The sequence below is a fragment of the Acidovorax sp. Root568 genome, from assembly GCF_001427445.1.
GTDB classification, from domain to species: Bacteria; Pseudomonadota; Gammaproteobacteria; order Burkholderiales; family Burkholderiaceae_C; genus Acidovorax; species Acidovorax delafieldii.
The window spans coordinates 151,380-165,979 of record NZ_LMGP01000001.1 but is presented as its reverse complement, the minus strand read 5'-3'; the positions used below and the strand labels follow the sequence as shown (position 1 = coordinate 165,979).

Sequence of the window (14,600 nt, the reverse complement as noted above, 5' to 3'; positions counted from 1 at the left end):
TGGCTGCGCAAGGCCTGGGCAAAGAAAAACCGCCAGGGCTGGATCGCAGCGGCTGGCGGTGGTGTGACGGCCTGCCCCGGGTAAGGGGCGGGCCGGTGGGGCGGGCGAGGGCTTATGGATACAGGCCGCGCATTTCGCGGGCGTGCAGGATGCGCTGGCAGGCCACGATGAAGGTGGCAGTGCGCAGGCTCACCTTGTGCTCTTGCGCCACTTGCCAGATGCCCGCAAAGGCCTCTTGCATGATGCGCACCAGGCGGGCGTTGATCTCGTCCTCGCTCCAGAAGAAGCTGGAGAAGTCCTGCACCCACTCGAAATAGCTCACCGTCACGCCGCCGGCGTTGGCGATCACATCGGGCAGCACCAGCACGCCCTTGTCGTGCAGGATGTCGTCGGCCTCGGTGGTCGTGGGGCCGTTGGCGCCTTCGATCACGAGCTTGGCCTTGATCTGGCCCGCGTTGTCTTTGGTGATCTGCCCTTCCAGCGCGGCAGGGATCAGGATCTCGCAATCCACGCCCCAGAACTCTTCGGCCTTCATCACATCGGCGCCGGCAAAGCCGCCCACGCCACCACGGGTCTTTACATGCGCCAGCAGTGCGGGCACATCCACGCCCTTGCTGTTGAAGATGGTGCCGGTGTGGTCTTGCACTGCCACCACCTTGGCACCCGCCTCGGCAAACAGCTTGGCGGCAATGCCACCCACATTGCCAAAGCCCTGCACGGCCACGCGGGCACCGTCGAGCGCCAGGCCGGTCAGCTTGGCGGCTTCCACGCCCACGGTGAACACGCCACGGCCGGTGGCTTCCACACGGCCCAGCGAGCCACCCAGGTCCACGGGCTTGCCGGTGACCACGCCGGTGGCGGTGGCGCCCACGTTCATGGAGTAGGTGTCCATCATCCAGGCCATGATCTGGCCGTTGGTGTTCACGTCGGGTGCGGGGATGTCTTTGGACGGGCCGATCAGCAGGCCGATTTCGCTGGTGTAGCGGCGCGTCAGGCGCTCCAGCTCACCCATCGACAGCTTCTTGGGGTCCACGCGGATGCCGCCCTTGGCACCGCCGTAGGGCACGTTCACCGCGGCGTTCTTCACCGACATCCAGGCCGACAGGGCCATCACTTCCGACAGCGTCACGTCCTGGTGGAAGCGCACGCCACCCTTGCCGGGGCCGCGGCTCAGGTTGTGCTGCACGCGGTAGCCTTCGTAGTGGGCGATGGTGCCGTTGTCCAGCTCAATCGGCACGTCCACGATCAGGATGCGCTTGGGGCGCTTGAGCGTTTCCACCCAACGCGCCAGGCTGCCCAGGTAAGGGGTGACGCGGTCCACCTGCTGCAGGTAGTTGCCCCAGGGGCCGAGGTGGTCGGCCTGCAGGTACGAGGGCAGGGGGTGGGATTGTGCGGCGGGGGCGCCGACGGGGTTTGACATGGTGAATTTCCTTGTGGGATCAGTTCAGACTGCGAAGCTTATGCCTCGGCCCGGGCACTGTCCAAGGCCGGTGTGTTTGTGGGTTATGCATTTGATGCATAGTTTGGCGTAACCCAATCCCATGCTGCAGTGCGGCAATCTACCGGCGGGGCAGCGGCCCGTGGGCCCGGACCTTGCCGGGCGGCCCGTTGCGCCTAGACTCGGCCAGCCCGGCGCAGAACCAGGCGCTGCACCGGGCACACACCGGACGCACCGGACCGCCGGGCCCATGAAAAAAGAGAGGGAAATCCCATGAGCGTGACCTACACCGCCTGCCCGCAGTGCCAGGCGCCCAACCACCCTACGGCGCGTTGGTGCGTGAAGTGCGCCCACCCCCTGGAGGCAGAGGCCAACCTCGCCACCCCCGCTGCCCCGGCGCCGATGGAGTTTGTGTTCGATGACGACGAGCACCCTGCTGCGGGCCCGGCGCGCCAGCGACCGGCCATGGCCTACGCAGGCGCCGCAGTGGCCCTGCTGGTGGTGGCGGGCGCCGCGGCCTGGTACCTGCGGGGCCGGCCCGATGCCGTGCCGCCCCCGCAGCAGGCCCCGGCCGTCGCAGCCCCTGCCGCCGTGCCCGTCATCGCAGGCACTGCGGAGTCTGCACCTGCCCGCGCCGAGCCGGTGGAGGAAATCATTGAATCCGAACGCGCACGCCCGGCAGCCGCTGCGTCCGCACCAGGCAGTACCGCTGCTGCACCGCCGTCTGCATCTGCGGCCTTTGCGCCGCCTTTCACGCCTGTCACCGCGCCCCGCGTGGCCGATGCGGCATCGCTGCCTGCCACCGGCAAGCCACGCACAGTGGCACCGGTCGACAACGCACCGTGGCCGCCGCCCGCAGCGCCCGCGCCGTCGCCCGGCGACAGCCTGGCCCGCTTGCGCGGCGCGCTGGCCCAGTGCGCGGCCATGAGCAACGAGCTGTCGCGCGCAAGCTGCCTCACCCGCACACGGCAGAACTTCTGCGGCGACGCCTGGGGCCGCATCCCCGAATGCCCGCCGGGCCAGTGATGGCATGCGCAGCCTGTCTCCGCGCCGCCCGCTGCCGTGTCCGCAGCGGTGCGGGGCCTATTCGATGCGGATCTTCTGCAGCGCCGGGTCGCCCGGCGGGTAGCGCAGGTCCAGGCCGGTGAGCACTTCGCGCACCAGCGTGGCGATCATCAGGTTGCGGTGGGTCTTGGAGTTGGCAGGCACGATGGTCCACGGCGCCCAGGGCGTGTGCGTGGCGGCCAGCAGCATTTCGTAGGCCTTCTGGTACTGGCTCCACTGCTTGCGTGCCTCGATGTCGCTCATCGAGAACTTCCAGTGCTTGGCCGGGTCGTCCAGGCGCTCCTGCAGGCGTTCGCGCTGCTCGTCAGCGCTGATGTGCAGCATGAACTTGAGCACGATGGTGCCGGTGTGCGTGAGCATGCGCTCGAAGTCGTTGATGTGGCCAAAGCGCTGGTGGTGCTGCTCGGGGGTGATCCATCCGTTCACGGCGGGCACCAGCACATCCTCGTAGTGGCTGCGGTTGAACACCGTGATCTCGCCCGCGCCGGGCACCTTCTGGTGGATGCGCCACAGGTAGTCGTGGGCACGTTCGGCCTCGGTGGGGGCGCTCCAGCCCACGGCGTGCACGCCCAGCGCGCTCATGCGGCCAAATACGCCCCGGATGGTGCCGTCCTTGCCGGCCGTGTCCGTGCCCTGCAGGATCACCAGCAGTTTGTAGCGCTTGTCGGCGTAGAACAGGTTCTGCAGCGCGTCCAGCTCCTGCGCAATCGACTCGGTGGCGGCCTTGTCCTTGAGCTTGTCGCCCAGCGAAAACGGCTTGGCCGACGGATCAAAGTCCTTGAGCGCCACCGTGCGGCGGTGTTTTCCGGCCTTGCGCCGCTCGGGCTGGCCGTCGAGCCGCTTCTCGTCGTCGTGCTGCGGCGCGTCCGGCTGCCACTGCGACCAGCGCTGGGCCACGTCTTTGTTGCTGCTGTGAAACGGGTGGTTCATGCGGGCTCCTCGATGGGCCATCGTACGTCAGCAGTGGGGGCGCGGTCTCATCTTCTACGAAAACATGATGCTATCAAGTAGATAGCTGATTGCGCATGATTCACTGGCGCTTGGGGCAGATCGGGCTTGAAAATTGGCGCAGGAGCCGTTTAGGGACCCTCTGCACAAATCACCGCGCCGTGTGCAGCTGCGGTCTCGGGCGGTCTGCGGCGTTGCAAATACTCGCAATAGCTGCGGCTATTGCTGCGTTTTGCGCCTTGCAGCCCATCCCGATCCGCAGCGCCCACTTGCCGCTCGATTCGTGCAGAGGATCCCTTAGCGCGCGCCATGTGCCATGCGGTAGGCCAGCGGCGTCTGCCCCGTGGCCTGGCGGAACGCGCGGTGCAGCCCGGCCTCGCTGGCAAATCCCAGGTCTTCGGCAATGCGCTTGAGCGGCAGCGGCGTGTCGCACAGCGCCTCGCTGGCCTGGCGCAGCTTGATGCGGCGCATCCACAGCGCCGCCGTCAGGCCCGTGTGGGCCTGCACCCGCCGCGCCAGCGTGCGGGGCGAGAGGCCCAGCGCCTGGGCCAGCGCGGGCAGTCGAAGATCGGTGGCGGGGCTGCGCTGCACCCACAGCATGGCGCGGCGCAGGTCGGCGTCGGCCAGCGTCATCAGGTCATGCCCGGCAAATGCGGGGTGCGCCGTGCGGGGGCGGGGCAGCATCAGCAGCTCCTGCAGGTCGGTCAATGCCTGGGGCGGCAGGCGGGCGGACAGCGCGTGCAGCATCAGCGGCAGATAGCCGTTGGCCCCGGCGGCCGTGGTGGCAGTGGGGCCGGCCACCAGCGGCTCGTCAAAGCGCCAGTCCACCGGCGCAAACTGCTGCTCCAGCGCCGCACGCAACCACCAGGTGGCTGTGGCGCCCTGGCCGCGCAGCCGCCCGCTGGCAGCCGCCAGCACCACGCCCGCGCAGTAGCTCCACACCTTGGTGCGCCGAGGCAGCGCGCGCAAGGCCTGCACCACCGGGGCCAGCTGCTGCAGCGGCCCCTGCAGCTGGTCAGGCGACGAGAGCCACAGGCCCGGCACCAGCACCACATCGGCCTGGGCATGCTGCAGCGCCACGGTGGGGGCCAGCGCGGGGCCTTGCCAGGTGGGCACCGGCAGCAGGTCCACCCCCGCCCAGCAGATGTCCATCACGCTGGCCTGCGCACGCAGGTTGGCGGCGCGTGCCATGTCCGCCGCAGCAAACAGGCCGGCGGGCATGCAGCCCGGGTAGAGCAGCAGCGCCACGCGCAGGGGCGGCTGGGGTGGAGAGGTCGGTGAAACCATGGGTGGCTTAAAAAGGAAAGAAATTGTCAATCTGCGCCATTTTCGGGGGAGGCCTGCTTTTCAACAATGGCAACACCCCTTCCCACTGAAAGCACCCCATGCTCATCACCCAATTGCGCAACGCCACCGTCCTGCTGGAGTTCCAGCACGCGGGCCGCCCTGTCGGCCTGCTGGTGGACCCCATGCTCGCGCCCCGGGGCAGCCTGCCTGCGCTGCGCTACCTGGGCACCCGGCGCCAGCGCAACCCCCTGGTGGATTTGCCCGCCGAGGCCGACGCGGCGCTGCAGCGCGTGACCCACGCGCTCATCACCCATTGCCAGCGTGGGCACTTTGACCACCTGGACCGCGCGGGCAAGCGGTTTTTGCGGGAGCGCCAGATTCCCGTCCTGTGCATGCCGCGCGACGCCGCCTACCTGGCGCAGCGCGGCCTGCAGGTGCTTCCGCTGGCGGGCGAGGGCCGCCAGCCCTTTGCGCTGGGCGGGCAGGTCACGCCCGTGGCTTGCACCCACGGCCGGGGCTGGGTGGCGCGCTTCATGGAGCACGGCCACGGCTACCTGCTGGAGCTGCCGGGCGAGCCCAGCGTGTACCTGGCGGGCGACACGGTGCTGACGCCCCCAGTGCGCGACTGCCTGCAGCGTCTGCAGCCCGGTGTGGCCGTGTTGCCCGCAGGTGGCGCCCGGTTCGACCTGGGCGCGGACATCCTGATGGACGCCGCCGAGGTCGCACAGGCTGCCGCGCTGACGACGGGCGCCGTGGTGGTCAACCACCTGGAGGCGCTGGACCACTGCCCCACCACCCGTGCTCAGGTGCGCGCCCTGGCGCAGCGCGGCGGGTGGGCGCACCGCCTGTGGGTGCCCGAGGACGGCGAGTGCCGTGAATACCCCGGACCCATCGCCCAAAAAAATGCTATGAATTTGATAGCTGTTACGGCATGATCGACTAACGCTACCGCCCAAAAGGGCCATAAATCACGCCAGCTCGGTCTCCAGCGCCCGCTGGTCCCGCATCAGCGCCACAAACCGCGCAGCGCCCAGGCCCAGCGGCCGCTCCTTGGACCACACCACGTCCACCCACAGCGCGGTGCCGTTGCTCAGGTTCTCGAACGGCATTTCCACCAGCCGCCCTGCCTCGATGCGCGACTGCACCAGCGCGCGCGGCTGCCAGCCCCAGCCCAGGCCGGCTTCGATGAGGCCCAGCGCGGCCAGGTGGTTGTCGGTGCGCCAGTGGTGGCGGGCAAACACAAAGCGCGGGTCGGTCTGTGCCAGGTCGCGGCTGGCCACCACGATCTGGCGCGTGGTGGTCAGGTGCTCTTCGCGCAACATGGCGTCCTCGGGCGGGGCGCCGCGCGCCTGGGCGGCGGCGCGGGCGGCCACCAGCACCGGGTGCTGCGGCGCCATCACCGCCACCAGGGTTTCGGTGCCCACTTCCTGAAAGCCCTCGCGCCCATCGATGCTGGGCCGCTCGAACACCAGCGCCAGCTGCGCGCGGCCGCTGTGCAGCAGCGCCAGCGCATCCACCTGCGGCGCGGCCAGCACCTCGATCTGCAGCAGCGGGTGTTCTTGCGCCAGTGCCGCCAGCGCCTCCGTCCAGCGCGAGGCCAGCAGCTCGGGCGCAATGGCCAGCGTGAGCCGCTCCTCCAGCCCCTGGGTGAGCGCCAGCGCCTGGGCGTTGAGCTGCTGCAGCTGTCCCGCCAGCAGCCGGGCCTGCGGCTCCAGCGCGCGGGCGGCGGCGGTGGGGCGGGGCTCGCGTCCGCTGCGGTCAAACAGCTGCACATCCAACTCGGCCTCCAGGTGGGCGATGGTCATGCTCACGGCCGACGGCACACGCGACAAGGCCCGCGCGGCGGCCGAGAACGAGCCGTGGTCGAGCACGGTCAGAAACACCTGCACGCTGTCAGAGTTGAAGGCCATGGCGGTTTGATCTGTCAATAAAACTGAAATAAGCTGACTTTATATGTCAGTACGGTGAATATAAAGTACCGCCCATGGACAAGACACCCACTCTTTTTGGCCTGCAAGGCGTCAAACGCCGCGTGATCTACGTGACCCTGTACGAGCTGATCGCCATCGGCGCCGCCACGGTGGGCCTGGCGCTGCTCACGGGCCAGGGCGCGGGGCATTCGAGCGTGGTGGCGGTGGCAGCCTCGGTGATCGCCATCGTCTGGAACATCGTCTTCAACTGGGCGTTCGAGCGCTGGGAGGCACGCCAGCCCGTGCGCGGGCGCAGCGTGGCGCGGCGCGTGGCGCACGCCATCGGGTTTGAGGGCGGCCTGGTGTTCACGCTGGTGCCGCTGTTTGCCTGGTGGTTTGGCGTGAGCCTGTGGCACGCGTTCGTGATGGACCTGGGGCTCATCGTGTTCTTCCTTTGCTACACCTTTGTCTTCAACTGGGTGTTTGACCACCTGTTCGGCCTGCCCGCATCGGCCATGGCGGCGTCGTAGCAACAGCCCAGGGCGCGCTTCTTCAAACAATGTCAACCGCCGTTCGCCGGCGGGCTGGGGCGCTCAGCGGCCACCCATAATCGGCCCCATGCGTAGGCCGTTTTTATTGCTGCTGCGGGGGGTGCGGGGTCGGTGGGCTGGCGTGGCGGCCTGCTGCGTGCTGGCAGGCTGTGCCAGCAACGCCCCCACGCCGCGCGGCGAGGTGAAGGGGGCGCCCACCCATGCCGCCGAACTGGCCCAGTCCGACGCCAATCGCATGGCCACCCTGGCCATGCAAGAGAACCTGGACGGCCTGCTGCGCCTGGCCGACAAGCTGTACCGCCGCAACCCCGCCGAATGGCGCAAGGGCGCCGCCACCGGCCGCGAGCAGGCGCTGGAGCAGCTACGCACCGCCGTGCTGCAGCGCCAGCCCTGGGCCCCACTGCAGGGCCGCCGTGACATCGCCGCCATGGCGCTGGCCCTGGCGCCCGAGTTCTCAGGCGACCGCGTGGCGGCCTTCATTTACGCCACGGCCGACATGATCATCACGGCCCACGGCGGCAAGACCGAGTTCTTCTTGCTCGACGGCATGGATGCCCAGCACCTCTACAACGCCGCGCGCAACGTCGAGACCGCCGTGTGGCTGCTGGCGCAGCGCCGCAACGCCCAAGGCCAGCCCCTGCTACTGGCCGACGAGATCGGCCAGCAGGGCCGCAACCTGAGCTTCGAGCGCGAGTTCGGCAAGATCATCGCGCGGCTGGACCTGCTGGCCGCGTTCACTACCGAAAAGTACCGCCGCGCCGCCATCAGCTATGTGCAGGGCATTGTGGGCGGCACCTTTTTGCAATTCCTGCCGGTGCGTTGAGCCGATACCGGGCCCCGCTGCTGGCCTGCCGCGGGGTGTATGCGAATGCACAACATCCCGTTACACTGCGGCGCTATTCCTATTCAAACCTGAGGGGATCTCGCCATGCTGCAACGTGTTGTGTCCTGGGTGTCTGTGGTCTTTTTCATGATGATGATGGGGGCCACGGCCGCACATGCGCAGTCTTCCGACCTGGCCATCACCAAGACGGACGGCGTGACCACCGCAGTGCCGGGTGGTTCGGTCACCTACACCATCACCGCCAGCAATGCGGGGCCGGATCCCGTGACTGGCGCGACGGTGGCCGACACCTTCCCAGCCGCGCTGACCGCCACCTGGACCTGCGTGGGCGCGGGCGGCGGCACCTGCACAGCCTCGGGCAGCGGCAACATCAACGACACGGTCGATCTGCCGGTCGGCGGGTCGGTGACCTACACCGCCACGGCGTCGATCAGTGCGGCGGCCACGGGAAGTTTGTCCAACACGGCGACGGTGGCACCGCCAGGAGGCGTGACCGACCCCAATCCGGGCAATGAAAGCGCCACGGATACCGATACGCTCGATCCGCAGGCCGACCTGGCCATCACCAAGACTGACGGCGTGACCACCGCAGTGCCGGGGGGGTCTGTCACTTACACCATCGTCGCCAGCAACGCCGGGCCGTCCGACGCCCCGGGCGCCACGGTGGCCGACACCTTCCCGGCCGCACTGACGGCCACCTGGACCTGTGTGGGCGCGGGCGGCGCCACCTGCACGGCCTCGGGCAGCGGCAACATCAGCGACACAGTCAATCTGCCTGCGGGCGGCTCGGTGACCTACACCGTGAGCGCCACGGTGAGTGCGGCGGCAACGGGCACGCTGAGCAACACGGCGACGGTGACGGCGCCTGCGGGCGTGACCGACCCCACCCCGGGCAACAACAGCGCCACGGACACCGACACCATCACGCCCCAGGCCGACCTGGCCATCACCAAGACCGATGGGGTGACCACCGTCACGGCCGGCGGGACGGTGACCTACACCATCACCGCGAGCAACGCCGGCCCCTCCGGTGTGGCGGGTGCGACGGTTTCGGACACCCTGCCTGCTGCGCTCACCGGCGGCACATGGACCTGCGTGGGCGCGAGCGGTGGCACCTGCACGGCCTCCGGCAGCGGCAATATCAGTGACTCGGTCAATCTGCCCGTCGGCGCCTCGGTGATCTACACCGTCACCGCCACGGTCAGCGCTTCGGCCACAGGCACGCTGAGCAATACAGCCACGGTGTCGGCCCCTGGCGGCGTGTCGGACCCCACGCCGGGCAACAACAGCGCCACCGACACGGACACCATCACAGCGGCGCCCAGTGCTATCCCGACGCTGTCCGAATGGGCGCTGCTGGCGCTCGCGGGTCTGGTGCTGCTGGCAGCGGCACGCAGCCGTCGCATGCTGCGCTGATCCCCGGGCTGGCAACTACAATCGCTCCTCGGTCCAAGGAGCGTTGCAGCGGCCCGCCGTGCCTTTCATGGGGTAGGGCGGCCCGTCAGGCTTGGGCCGCGCACGCCCCCGCCTTCCATCGACAACGACGCTCACCTGAACCCCTTGTGCCGCGCAGGTGAGCCTTATGTCCGATTTGTCCATTCCCCCCCTGAAGCTGTCCGGCCTGGAGCCCGTCTCCATCGGTGAGGGCACGCTGTTCGTCAACATCGGCGAGCGCACCAACGTCACCGGCTCCAAGGCGTTTGCGCGCATGATCTTGAACGGCCAGTACGAAGAGGCCCTGGCTGTGGCGCGCCAGCAGGTAGAGAACGGCGCCCAGGTCATCGACATCAACATGGACGAGGCCATGCTCGACAGCAAGGCCGCCATGGTGCGCTTCCTGCAGCTGATCGCCTCCGAGCCCGACATCGCGCGCGTGCCCATCATGGTGGACTCCTCCAAGTGGGAGGTGATCGAAGCCGGTCTGCGTTGCATCCAGGGCAAGGGCATCGTCAACTCCATCAGCATGAAAGAGGGCGTGGAGAAGTTCAAGCACGAGGCGCGCCTGGTCAAGCGCTATGGCGCTGCGGCCGTGGTGATGGCGTTTGACGAAGTGGGCCAGGCCGACACTTACGCGCGCAAGATCGAGATCTGCGAACGTGCCTACCGCGTGCTGGTGGATGAGGTGGGCTTTCCGCCCGAGGACATCATCTTCGACCCCAACATCTTTGCGGTGGCCACCGGCATCGAGGAGCACAACAACTACGCGGTCGACTTCATCGAGGCCGTGCGCTGGATCAAGCAGAACCTGCCGGGCGCCAAGGTGTCGGGCGGTGTGTCGAATGTGTCGTTCAGCTTCCGCGGCAACGACCCGGTGCGCGAGGCCATCCACACCGTGTTCCTGTACCACGCCATCCAGGCGGGCATGGACATGGGCATCGTCAACGCGGGCATGGTGGGCGTGTACGACGACTTGGAGCCCGTGCTGCGTGAGCGTGTGGAAGACGTGGTGCTCAACCGCCGCCCCGACGCGGGTGAGCGCCTGGTGGAGATCGCCGAAACCGCCAAGAGCGGCGCCAAGGACGAGAGCAAGAAGCTCGAATGGCGCGGAACGCCCGAGCACCCCAAGACCGTGGGCGAACGCCTGTCGCACGCGCTGGTGCATGGCATCACCGACTTCATCACCGAAGACACCGAAGAGGCCTACCGCGCCATCCTGGCCAAGGGCGGCCGCCCGCTGCACGTGATCGAAGGCCCGCTCATGGACGGCATGAACGTGGTGGGCGACCTGTTCGGCGCGGGCAAGATGTTCCTGCCCCAGGTGGTGAAAAGCGCGCGCGTGATGAAGCAGGCCGTGGCCCACCTGATCCCCTACATCGAAGAAGAAAAGCGCCAGGACGAGCTGGCCGGCCGCGACGTGCGCAGCAAGGGCAAGATCGTCATCGCCACTGTGAAAGGCGATGTGCACGACATCGGCAAGAACATCGTCACCGTGGTCCTGCAGTGCAACAACTTCGAGGTGGTGAACATGGGCGTGATGGTGCCCTGCCACGAGATTTTGGCGCGCGCCAAGGTCGAGGGGGCCGACATCGTGGGCCTGTCGGGCCTGATCACCCCCAGCCTCGAAGAGATGCAGTACGTGGCCGGCGAGATGCAGAAGGACGACCACTTCCGCATCAAGAAGATCCCGCTGCTCATCGGTGGCGCCACCACCAGCCGCGTGCACACCGCCGTCAAGATCGCTCCGCATTACGAAGGCCCTGTGGTCTACGTGCCCGATGCGTCCCGCAGCGTGAGCGTGGCGCAAAGCCTGCTGGGCGACGGCGTGCAGAACTACGTGGACGAGCTCAACGCGGACTACGACAAGGTGCGCACCCAGCACGCCAACAAAAAGGCCACACCCCTGTGGCCCTTGGCCAAGATCCGCGCCAATAAGACGCCGATCGACTGGTCGGCCTACCAGCCCGCCGTGCCCCGCGCGCTGGGCCGCCGCGTGTTCAAGAACTTCGACCTGGCCGAGCTGGCCAAGTACATCGACTGGGGCCCGTTCTTCCAGACCTGGGACCTGGCCGGCCCGTACCCCGCCATCCTCACCGACGAGATCGTGGGCGTGGAAGCCACGCGTGTGTTTGCCGATGGGCAGGCCATGCTTAAGAAGATCATCGAAGGCCGGTGGCTCACGGCCAGCGGCGTGATTGCCCTGCTGCCCGCCAACAGCGTGAACGATGACGACATCGAGTTCTATACCGACGACACCCGCACCGAAGTGGCCATGACCTGGTACGGCCTGCGCCAGCAGGCCGAGAAACACACCATCGACGGCGTGACCCGCCCCAGCCGTTGCCTGGCCGACTTTGTGGCGCCTAAGTCCAGCGGCATTGCCGACTACGCCGGTATGTTTGCCGTGACGGCGGGCCTGGGCATCGAGAAGAAGGAAAAAGCCTTCATCGACGCGCTGGACGACTACTCCGCCATCATGTTCAAGAGCCTGGCCGACCGCCTGGCCGAAGCCTTTGCCGAAGCCCTGCACCACCGCGTGCGCACCGACCTGTGGGGCTACGCTGCCGGTGAAGCGCTGAGTAACGACGACATGATTGCCGAGAAGTACCAGGGCATCCGCCCCGCGCCCGGCTACCCCGCCTGCCCGGACCACAGCGCCAAGACCGACCTGTTCCGCGTGCTGCAGGCTGGCGAGATCGGCATGTCGCTCACCGAAAGCCTGGCCATGATGCCCGCCGCCAGCGTGAGCGGCTTCTACATCGGCCACCCCGACAGCGTGTACTTCAACGTCGGCAAGATTGGCGAAGACCAACTGCACGACATGGCCCAGCGCCGGGGCATGGAGGAGAGGGTGCTGGAGCGGCTGCTGGCGCCGAACCTGTGATGCTATGAATTGAATAGCTTCCAGCGCTTTTTCGATAAGCGCTGGAAGCCTGTTTGATTCAAATGTTCCGGCCCATCAGCCCTTATAGCCAGGCAGCTTCGCGATCACCTTGATCTCGAACTGGAACCCGTACAGCCAGGTCACCCCGATGCCGGTGAGCGTGGGGTAGGGCGCCTCCCCCCAGAACTCGGGCACGACGCCCCAGACGGTCTCGAAGTTCGCCTCCGGGTTGACCACGAACATCGTCACGTCCACCACGTCATCAAACGTGCAGCCTGCAGCGTGCAGCACGGCGTTGAGGTTGCTGAACGCCAGGCGCACCTGGGCTTTCAGGTCGGGCTCGGGCGAGCCGTCCTCGCGGCTGCCCACCTGGCCCGAGACAAACAAAAAACCGTTGGCGCGCACGGCGGGCGAATAGCGGTTGCGCTCGTACAGCGCCTGGCGGCCTGCGGGGAAGACAACATCACGGTGGGGCATGGGATTCCTTTCGTTCTGCAGGGCAGATGATTGCGATGAAGGCACTGTAGAAGCGCGCGTTGTTCCGATAAACCGGCTAATCTGTGCACCACTGTTCCTGATCGCCAAACAATGGCGGGCATGCCGCCCCTTCGGCACGCCTCAACTACCTGTACGCCATGGACCGTTTTGACGCCCTGCAGGCCTTTGCCCGCGTTGTGGAATCCGGCAGCTTCACCAAGGCTGCCCTCACCCTGCACCTGAGCCGCACCACCGTCACGCAGCTGGTGCAGCAGCTCGAAGCGCGCCTGCGCGTGAAGCTCCTGCACCGCACCACCCGGCGCGTGCAGGTCACGCCCGATGGTGCTGCCTACTACGAGCGCGTGGTGCGCCTGCTGGCCGACCTGGACGATGCCGATGCCAGCGTTTCCACCGCCGCCGCCGCGCCCCGGGGCCGCCTGCGGGTGGACGTGCCCAGCCCCCTTGCGCGCCTGGTCCTCATCCCCGCGCTGCCCGCGTTCCACGCGCAGTACCCCGACATCCTCCTGCACATGGGCGTGAGCGACCGCCCAGTGGACATGGTGGGCGACAACGTGGACTGCGTGGTGCGCGGCGGCGCCCTCACCAACCCGGCGCTCGTCGCACGCCATGTGGGCGACCTGCAATTGCGCGTGTACGCCGCCCCCAGCTACCTGCAGCGCGCGGGCACGCCCGAGCACCCGCAGGCGCTGGAAGGACCTCACCATCGCACCGTGGGTTTTCTGTGGGCGCGCACCGGCCAGCCTCTGCCTTTCGAGATGCGCCGCGGCACCGAACATGTGCACGCCCAGGGCCACGACATCTGCGCTGTGGACGACGGCAACGCCTACCTGGCCGCAGGCCTGGCGGGCCTGGGCGTGCTCTGGCTGCCCGACTACATGGCCCGCCCCCACGTGGCCACAGGCGAGCTGGTGCCCCTGCTGCAGGACTGGACGCTGGAGCCGATGCCGCTGTACGTGGCCTACCCACCCCAACGGCATGTGAGCGCCAAGGTGCGGGTGTTCATTGAATGGGTGGCAGGGTTGATGGCGCTGCATGCGCCGGTGATGGGGCGCAGCAGGTAAATTGCTATTGAATAAATAGCTAAAAGAGATTACTGGACAGGCGCAAGGCAGGGTTTTGAGTCAAAAATTCACCACACCAAGTGAAAAATCTGCGGCACCGCCATCACCCAAGTCACCCACGCCACGCCGCCTCAATGGCCGCCACATCAATCTTGCGCATGCCCATCATCGCGTCAAAGGCCCGCTTGGCTGCCGCGCGGTCCGGGTCATCGATGGCCTGCGTCAGCACCCGTGGCGTAATTTGCCACGACAGCCCCCACCGGTCCTTGCACCAGCCGCAGGCGCTCTCCTGCCCGCCGTTCCCCACAATCGCGTTCCACAGCCGGTCGGTTTCAGCCTGATCGTCCGTCGCGATCTGGAACGAAAACGCCTCGCTGTGCGTGAAGGCCGGGCCGCCATTCAGCCCCAGGCATGGGATGCCCAGCACCGTGAACTCCACCGTCAGTACGTCACCCTGCTGGCCTGCGGGGTAGTCGCCGGGCGCATGCATCACCCGCCCCACGGCGCTGTCGGGAAAGGTGGCTGCGTAGAACGTCGCCGCCTCCAGTGCCGTGCCGTTGAACCAGAGGCAGAGGGTGGTTTTGGGGGACATGGGGTGCTCCTGTTGGGAACCGGAGGATGATCGGGCTGAGCGGGATGGAGCCGAGATTTTGGCAGTTTGTGCGGTGTCGAATAGC

13 protein-coding genes and 1 riboswitch are annotated in these 14,600 nt (G+C 67.6%); of the genes, 7 read left to right on the top strand and 6 right to left on the bottom strand.

The genetic code is table 11. The annotated features are described in order from the left end of the window. Positions 1 to 112: 112 nt before the first annotated feature. On the bottom strand, positions 113 to 1,420 hold the full coding sequence (locus ASD75_RS00765) for a Glu/Leu/Phe/Val dehydrogenase (RefSeq protein WP_056057120.1): 1,308 nt from the start codon (positions 1,418 to 1,420) through the stop codon (positions 113 to 115). 291 nt (positions 1,421 to 1,711) lie between these two features. On the opposite strand from ASD75_RS00765, the gene ASD75_RS00760 reads away from it, so the two are divergent. Beyond that, positions 1,712 to 2,464: a hypothetical protein gene (locus tag ASD75_RS00760; RefSeq protein ID WP_056742305.1), complete on the top strand. Its 753-nt coding sequence runs from the start codon at positions 1,712 to 1,714 to the stop codon at positions 2,462 to 2,464. A 57-nt stretch (positions 2,465 to 2,521) separates the two neighbouring features. Here the strand turns inward: ASD75_RS00760 and ASD75_RS00755 are convergent, their stop codons facing one another. Further along, a complete protein-coding gene (locus ASD75_RS00755) occupies positions 2,522 to 3,433 on the bottom strand; it encodes a PPK2 family polyphosphate kinase (RefSeq protein ID WP_056742303.1) in 912 nt (303 codons plus the stop codon). 315 nt (positions 3,434 to 3,748) lie between these two features. Continuing rightward, positions 3,749 to 4,738 (bottom strand): GlxA family transcriptional regulator, encoded by a 990-nt coding sequence (locus tag ASD75_RS00750; protein WP_056742301.1) that lies wholly within the window; start codon positions 4,736 to 4,738, stop codon positions 3,749 to 3,751. 98 nt (positions 4,739 to 4,836) lie between these two features. Here ASD75_RS00750 and ASD75_RS00745 point away from each other — a divergent pair, with 98 nt between their 5' ends. Beyond that, positions 4,837 to 5,673 carry an MBL fold metallo-hydrolase gene (locus ASD75_RS00745; RefSeq protein WP_056742300.1) on the top strand — a complete coding sequence of 279 codons (837 nt, stop codon included), beginning with the start codon at positions 4,837 to 4,839 and terminating at the stop codon, positions 5,671 to 5,673. A gap of 33 nt (positions 5,674 to 5,706) precedes the next feature. Here ASD75_RS00745 and ASD75_RS00740 read toward each other — a convergent pair whose 3' ends face one another. Continuing rightward, positions 5,707 to 6,648, bottom strand: a complete 942-nt coding sequence (locus ASD75_RS00740) for a LysR family transcriptional regulator (RefSeq protein ID WP_056742298.1) — start codon at positions 6,646 to 6,648, stop codon at positions 5,707 to 5,709. 74 nt (positions 6,649 to 6,722) lie between these two features. On the opposite strand from ASD75_RS00740, the gene ASD75_RS00735 reads away from it, so the two are divergent. The 4 genes from ASD75_RS00735 to metH all read left to right on the top strand — a co-directional run bounded on the left by ASD75_RS00735 (position 6,723) and on the right by metH (position 12,364). Continuing rightward, positions 6,723 to 7,178 carry a PACE efflux transporter gene (locus ASD75_RS00735; protein ID WP_056057131.1) on the top strand — a complete coding sequence of 152 codons (456 nt, stop codon included), beginning with the start codon at positions 6,723 to 6,725 and terminating at the stop codon, positions 7,176 to 7,178. A gap of 88 nt (positions 7,179 to 7,266) precedes the next feature. Beyond that, complete coding sequence (locus ASD75_RS00730; protein ID WP_056742296.1) at positions 7,267 to 8,022, top strand: hypothetical protein; 756 nt, start codon at positions 7,267 to 7,269, stop codon at positions 8,020 to 8,022. A 105-nt stretch (positions 8,023 to 8,127) separates the two neighbouring features. Continuing rightward, positions 8,128 to 9,459, top strand: a complete 1,332-nt coding sequence (locus ASD75_RS00725) for a DUF11 domain-containing protein (protein WP_056742294.1) — start codon at positions 8,128 to 8,130, stop codon at positions 9,457 to 9,459. Between the two features lie 29 nt (positions 9,460 to 9,488). After that, a riboswitch (S-adenosyl-L-homocysteine riboswitch) is annotated at positions 9,489 to 9,599 on the top strand. A gap of 26 nt (positions 9,600 to 9,625) precedes the next feature. Further along, entirely contained in the window at positions 9,626 to 12,364 is a 2,739-nt protein-coding gene (gene metH / locus ASD75_RS00720) for a methionine synthase (protein WP_082564833.1), read from the top strand. 75 nt (positions 12,365 to 12,439) lie between these two features. Here the strand turns inward: metH and ASD75_RS00715 are convergent, their stop codons facing one another. Next, positions 12,440 to 12,841 (bottom strand): RidA family protein, encoded by a 402-nt coding sequence (locus ASD75_RS00715; RefSeq protein WP_056742291.1) that lies wholly within the window; start codon positions 12,839 to 12,841, stop codon positions 12,440 to 12,442. Between the two features lie 158 nt (positions 12,842 to 12,999). On the opposite strand from ASD75_RS00715, the gene ASD75_RS00710 reads away from it, so the two are divergent. Beyond that, on the top strand, positions 13,000 to 13,923 hold the full coding sequence (locus tag ASD75_RS00710) for a LysR family transcriptional regulator (protein ID WP_056742290.1): 924 nt from the start codon (positions 13,000 to 13,002) through the stop codon (positions 13,921 to 13,923). Between the two features lie 112 nt (positions 13,924 to 14,035). Here ASD75_RS00710 and ASD75_RS00705 read toward each other — a convergent pair whose 3' ends face one another. Continuing rightward, positions 14,036 to 14,515 (bottom strand): VOC family protein, encoded by a 480-nt coding sequence (locus ASD75_RS00705; protein WP_056742287.1) that lies wholly within the window; start codon positions 14,513 to 14,515, stop codon positions 14,036 to 14,038. Between the last annotated feature and the right edge of the window lie 85 nt (positions 14,516 to 14,600).

Bases quoted from the DNA above. Each gene is read 5' to 3' on its own strand.
- ASD75_RS00725 (WP_056742294.1), top strand. From the start codon at position 8,128: ATGCTGCAACGTGTTGTGTCCTGGGTGTCTGTGGTCTTTTTCATGATG.
- ASD75_RS00740 (WP_056742298.1), bottom strand. From the start codon at position 6,648: ATGGCCTTCAACTCTGACAGCGTGCAGGTGTTTCTGACCGTGCTCGAC.
- ASD75_RS00710 (WP_056742290.1), top strand. From the start codon at position 13,000: ATGGACCGTTTTGACGCCCTGCAGGCCTTTGCCCGCGTTGTGGAATCC.
- ASD75_RS00745 (WP_056742300.1), top strand. From the start codon at position 4,837: ATGCTCATCACCCAATTGCGCAACGCCACCGTCCTGCTGGAGTTCCAG.
- ASD75_RS00735 (WP_056057131.1), top strand. From the start codon at position 6,723: ATGGACAAGACACCCACTCTTTTTGGCCTGCAAGGCGTCAAACGCCGC.
- ASD75_RS00730 (WP_056742296.1), top strand. From the start codon at position 7,267: ATGCGTAGGCCGTTTTTATTGCTGCTGCGGGGGGTGCGGGGTCGGTGG.
- metH (WP_082564833.1), top strand. From the start codon at position 9,626: ATGTCCGATTTGTCCATTCCCCCCCTGAAGCTGTCCGGCCTGGAGCCC.
- ASD75_RS00705 (WP_056742287.1), bottom strand. From the start codon at position 14,515: ATGTCCCCCAAAACCACCCTCTGCCTCTGGTTCAACGGCACGGCACTG.
- ASD75_RS00715 (WP_056742291.1), bottom strand. From the start codon at position 12,841: ATGCCCCACCGTGATGTTGTCTTCCCCGCAGGCCGCCAGGCGCTGTAC.
- ASD75_RS00750 (WP_056742301.1), bottom strand. From the start codon at position 4,738: ATGGTTTCACCGACCTCTCCACCCCAGCCGCCCCTGCGCGTGGCGCTG.
- ASD75_RS00760 (WP_056742305.1), top strand. From the start codon at position 1,712: ATGAGCGTGACCTACACCGCCTGCCCGCAGTGCCAGGCGCCCAACCAC.
- ASD75_RS00755 (WP_056742303.1), bottom strand. From the start codon at position 3,433: ATGAACCACCCGTTTCACAGCAGCAACAAAGACGTGGCCCAGCGCTGG.
- ASD75_RS00765 (WP_056057120.1), bottom strand. From the start codon at position 1,420: ATGTCAAACCCCGTCGGCGCCCCCGCCGCACAATCCCACCCCCTGCCC.